4 protein-coding genes are annotated in these 4,728 nt (G+C 54.8%); all 4 read left to right on the forward strand.

Annotated features, from left to right (window positions below; genetic code table 11):
* Window positions 1-134: 134 nt before the first annotated feature.
* On the forward strand, window positions 135-542 hold the full coding sequence (locus E6C55_RS32975) for a hypothetical protein (protein WP_136374083.1): 408 nt from the start codon (window positions 135-137) through the stop codon (window positions 540-542).
* Between the two features lie 327 nt (window positions 543-869).
* Window positions 870-1,316, forward strand: coding sequence for a hypothetical protein (locus tag E6C55_RS32980; RefSeq protein ID WP_136374084.1), 447 nt, complete (start codon window positions 870-872; stop codon window positions 1,314-1,316).
* A gap of 92 nt (window positions 1,317-1,408) precedes the next feature.
* Complete coding sequence (locus E6C55_RS32985) at window positions 1,409-1,918, forward strand: hypothetical protein (protein ID WP_136374085.1); 510 nt, start codon at window positions 1,409-1,411, stop codon at window positions 1,916-1,918.
* A 62-nt stretch (window positions 1,919-1,980) separates the two neighbouring features.
* On the forward strand, window positions 1,981-4,635 hold the full coding sequence (locus E6C55_RS32990; RefSeq protein ID WP_136374086.1) for a bifunctional DNA primase/polymerase: 2,655 nt from the start codon (window positions 1,981-1,983) through the stop codon (window positions 4,633-4,635).
* Window positions 4,636-4,728: the final 93 nt, after the last annotated feature.

Genomic DNA, 4,728 nt, shown 5'->3' on the forward strand with positions numbered 1-4,728 from the left:
CTCCGCCGTACCCCCTATGATTGTCGGTAATCTCACGCTGCCCCTCCGCCAATTATAGCCAACTCGCTCCGTCAGTGGATATGAAAAATCGCCGCTCTGCTTCCGTCAACGGAAGTGAGCGGCGACATTCCGATATGAAAGAAAGTCCGATCAGAGGATTAAAAAATGACCTGAATAATCTGCTTGGAGATGAAAAAGATAAGCAGATTATTTTTCTTAACGACGCTGACAAGGAATACCTCATACGATATTACAATCACATGATAAAAGAAACTTCTGCTCTTTGGCGAAAAATACTTCAGGAAGTGCTTACGTCGAGGCAGCTTGAGATAGAACGATTTGCCGATAACGAACAATCCGAACTAGATATTGAACTCCTCCCCTTACAACTTGAGGATATTAAAGATGTGGTCGAAGCAGCAAGAGCTTCTTTGCGGGACCAAGTAAATGCCGTTCCTGATGCGATTCTCAATAGACCCTCTAATGAAGATTTACAACGTGTCAAAGAATTGTTGAAGAATCTGAAAGCAAATCGTGAATAAAGGAATAGTGGAGAAGGCTCTGAGTTAATGCTCAGGGCCTTCCTTTTTTTGGTACGGGTAAAACCAGCAATCCGTTGCCCTCAATGCAGGGTCGATGGCAGTTGCTATACTCGGGAATGTAAGAAGCAAGAAGGCACTCCGCAATTTGATAACTTCAAATTCAGTTGCAATTCTGGCAAATGCGAATTGAACATTAAGATTCGGTATGCATTAAAGCCAAGGATTGACTCTTCTTGCAAAGGAGGTCTGTCTGGAATAAGTGTTCGTCACCAGTCAACAACAGTTAACAAATTAAGCTGGCAACATACTGCCGCGAAAGGAGCCATTATGACCACCAAATTTTCCGTACAAAACCTCATTCCGATTCAAACCAAGTACGAAAGCCGGGATGCCGCAGAGCCGAGCACGCTGACCATCGTCAATACAAGCAAGAACGGCAAGCGGGTTGTTCTCTCCGAAGAGTTGCTAGAGACCATTGGTTCTCCTGAAAAGATTCAAATCTCGCTTATTGAGAACGGGATCGCCATTTGCGAGCAGTTCTCCAAAGCCGGTACCTTTTACCGGTTGCGGCCGACGGGAAAGAAGCGTTGCGTTTACTCCGCAGCACTGGTCGATCTTCTGACGGACGATCTGCAACTCGACTTTAACGGAAGAACGAGCCTCTCGTTCCGGGAAGTAGAGTATATTTCGGAAGACGTTGAACTGCCTATCGCCTTTGTTCCGATCACGATCGGAGACAATTCGGCGTCGCCGGACGACGAGAGCGACGAGTAAGCAGCCGTAGTCGGAATCGACAGGGGCCGGTCACTGCGGCAGCGGCTCCTTTCAACTAATCAAACCAAATCCAATTTACGGAGGTTATACCCATGCCACCCATTAAAAAACCGCAATCGTCACTGAAAGCTACGCGCCCTTCCGAGGGCTTGGTTGAAAGTCCTGCGCCCATCCTTACAAACACGGCTCCTTCGATTATTCGTCCGATGTACGACGGCCTGCCAAACGGGCGTTACCTCGCGGAGATCACGGATGCCATCATCGTTGACGTCAATGGCAGGCCGTTTTTGAAAATCATCATTACTGTTACAGGCGACGATGTTCACGGCTTGTCGGAATCTTTCCTGCTCAAGCCCGACTTTCGCTTCACTTCCTCGTCTTTCCACAAGCTGCTGACGGTAACGGGGACGATGCCAGACCGAGACCAGCCGCTCCAAACGGACTTATTGATCGGGCAGCAGCTTCTGCTTACGGTCGAGGAAGCGGTTCGAAACGGTAAAACCTACACCAACATCGTTGATGTGGAGGATGTCCCCGACGACGAAGCGGATGAAGAGACGGATGACGAAACGGAAGTCGACGACGCTTCCACTCAAGTCTAGCCGTCCGGAAGTCTCCGCCTCACTGGGCGGAGGCTTCCCATCAACGCAAGGAGGAGAAGCCATTGCACAATCAACAGGAAAACATCCTCAATGCAGCCGTCGCGTACGCACGCCGAGACTTAAAAATCATCCCCCTTTGTTCCGGAGACCATCTCGGAATGAAGGAGGACCATCGTAAACGCTGCGCCAATCCGGGCAAGGCTCCTTTGCTCGGAAACTGGATTAACAAAGCATCCGACCATCCGGAAGAGGTGTCGGGCTGGTTCAACAAGTACAAAACCGCAAACATCGGTGCCATTACGGGAACGCGGGGCGGAATCGTCGCCATTGACGTTGATGGGGATTATGGTCGCATACGGCTCCAGAAGCTGTCGGGCGGTGAGATACCTCTGACATGGGAATTCACGACTCCCGGTTTGGGTCATCGTTACCTGTTTGCCGCTCCCCCGGGTCCTCCGCTCAGGAAGTTTACCGACGCCCGTTCCGACGCGGAGCACCAAGAGCTTGCATTTCTGGGCGACGGCCAACAAACGGTTCTCCCGCCTTCCATCCATCGAAACGGAATTGCCTACGAGTGGGTAGAAGGTCGAAGTCCAGAGGACATTGATCTGGCACCGGCTCCAGACTGGATGCTGATGCACATGTCATCCCAGTACACGGCTGACGCTTTGTTTGACGATTTCGAGGGAACGGAAACGGATACCCCGACATCGCCAACCGCATCTACGTCGACGTCTACGTCGACGTCTACGTTGACGACGGCATCAACATCTACAACCGTCTTTTCTCCATCGGCAATGTCGCCGAAGTCTTCCCGTTCGGAAAAAGGACGACGCCTGGAGCACATGATGAATCAGTGTCGGGAGATCAAAGAAGCGGTTCAGCTTCAGAAAAGCGGCGGCTGCGATGAAGAGACCTGGTTCCGCATCGTTTCTCTGCTCTCCGCCCTGGGAGCTTACGATGAAGCCTTGGCCTTCTCCAGGCTCTCAGATAAACACAACCAGCGCAGCGAGGAACGGATCGCTCAGATTCGGGCCAATGCCGGACGCGGGGCTTTCGGGCCTGCCCGTTGTACAACTTTTAACTGCGATGCCGGGCAAATCAAGGCTTGCTTCGGCAGCGTGGCGACCGATTCGGCAGGAACCCCAACGAACAGTCCCGCCCGTTTTTACCGGCAGGATGACCCTTCTCTTCTGGAGCAGGTCGAAAAATTACTGCAGCGGACTCGCTATCAACTACAACATGGCAGGCTAGTCGAACCTGCTTACAACAAGAACGGCGAGGTAAGCGGCTTTAATGCGGTCGGAAACTTTATCGCGATCCCGCTGCGAAATGTTGAAGTCGATAACGGCGTTGATGTTTATCGCGAACTGGAACTGGAAGGCGTGCTTCTGCGGGACGGCAGACGGCTCCGTTCGCTCACGGTTCGGCAGGATGAATTCCCTGAGATGAAGTGGATCTCGCAGTGGGGCATCGACGCCAATCTGGAGCCCGGGGCGATCAGCAAGGACAAGATGCGGCACGCGATCCAGCAGCTTGCCTTCCATGCCGGAAGCACGAGAGTTTACGGGCATCTGGGCTTTCGTCAGATCGACGGCCATTGGCGCTATCTCCATGCCGGGGGCTGTCTTGGGGAACCGGAGGTGACTGTGGAAGTGGATCGCCGACTGTCCCGCTACGCCTTGCCGGAGGAAGCGGATGACCTCAAAGCCGCCGTAAGGCACAGTCTGTCCTTGCTGGAGGTGGCCACTCCCGACGTGACGACGCTTTTGCTCGCCCTTGTGTATCTTGCGCCGCTTTGCGAAGCGCTTCGGACTTCCGGCATCGAGCCATCCTTTGTCGTGTGGCTTTACGGGCAAACGGGGACGCGAAAGTCGACGCTGGCGGCACTTTTTCTGAGCCACTTCGGCCGCTTCTCCCCAAAAGGAGCGCCAGCCAGCTTCAAGGACACTGCCAATTCGCTGGAGCGACGCGGCTTCGACACCAAGGACTCGGTGCTGTGGATCGACGACTTTCACCCCAGCTCCAACCCGGTCGAAGCGCGCAAGATGGAGCAGATCGCCCAGTCACTTCTGCGGTCTTACGGAGATCGCGTCGGACGGGGCCGGATGCGGGCGGACGCTTCGCTTCGACCGGACTACCCGCCGCGCGGTCTGGTGATCGCCACCGGTGAGATGCTCCCTGACGGACATTCCAGCAATGCCCGGATGCAATCCGCCGAGGTGAGAACGGGGAGCGTTGACCTCGACAAGCTGACAGCAGCCCAGGGGGAACAGCATTTACTCGGACAAGCGATGACCGGTTACGTGCGGCGGATCGGAGAGCGGATGAGCGACCCGGACTTTCTCTCCCGCCTTGCCCACACGTTCGAGGCACGACGCGCCCTTGCCCAGCCGACACAAACGCACGGGCGGTTGGCCGAGGCAACGGCCTGGCTGTACCTCGGCCTGGAATCGATGTTGGAGTTCGCTGTGGAAGTCGGCGCGGCGACGGCGGAAGAACTGCGCGAGCGGCTCGACAAGGGCTGGCAGACGCTACTCTCTCTCTCGAACGAGCAGAGCGAGCAGGTCGACGGCTCGCGCCCAGCAAGGCAGTTTCTGTCCATCGTCGCTGGGATGCTCCAGAGCGGTTCCCTCAGTGTCCGCCCGACGGGGCGGACGGAGTTGGAGGCGTACAAAGACATTCCCCCTCGTATAGTATGTTTTGAAAGCACTTGAAGGCTAGTTCCCAGCCCCCGAGGGGGCTGGGAATCGGTCGCCAAATTCCCAGTACTTCGTTCTTTGAAAATCAAAAAGGGACTGGACTTTCCG

The organism is Cohnella fermenti (assembly GCF_004801405.1).
In the GTDB taxonomy this organism is placed as follows: Bacteria; Bacillota; Bacilli; order Paenibacillales; family Paenibacillaceae; genus Cohnella; species Cohnella fermenti.

Coding starts and splice junctions, on each gene's coding strand:
- E6C55_RS32975 (WP_136374083.1), top strand. CDS start 135: ATGAAAGAAAGTCCGATCAGAGGATTAAAAAATGACCTGAATAATCTG.
- E6C55_RS32985 (WP_136374085.1), top strand. CDS start 1,409: ATGCCACCCATTAAAAAACCGCAATCGTCACTGAAAGCTACGCGCCCT.
- E6C55_RS32980 (WP_136374084.1), top strand. CDS start 870: ATGACCACCAAATTTTCCGTACAAAACCTCATTCCGATTCAAACCAAG.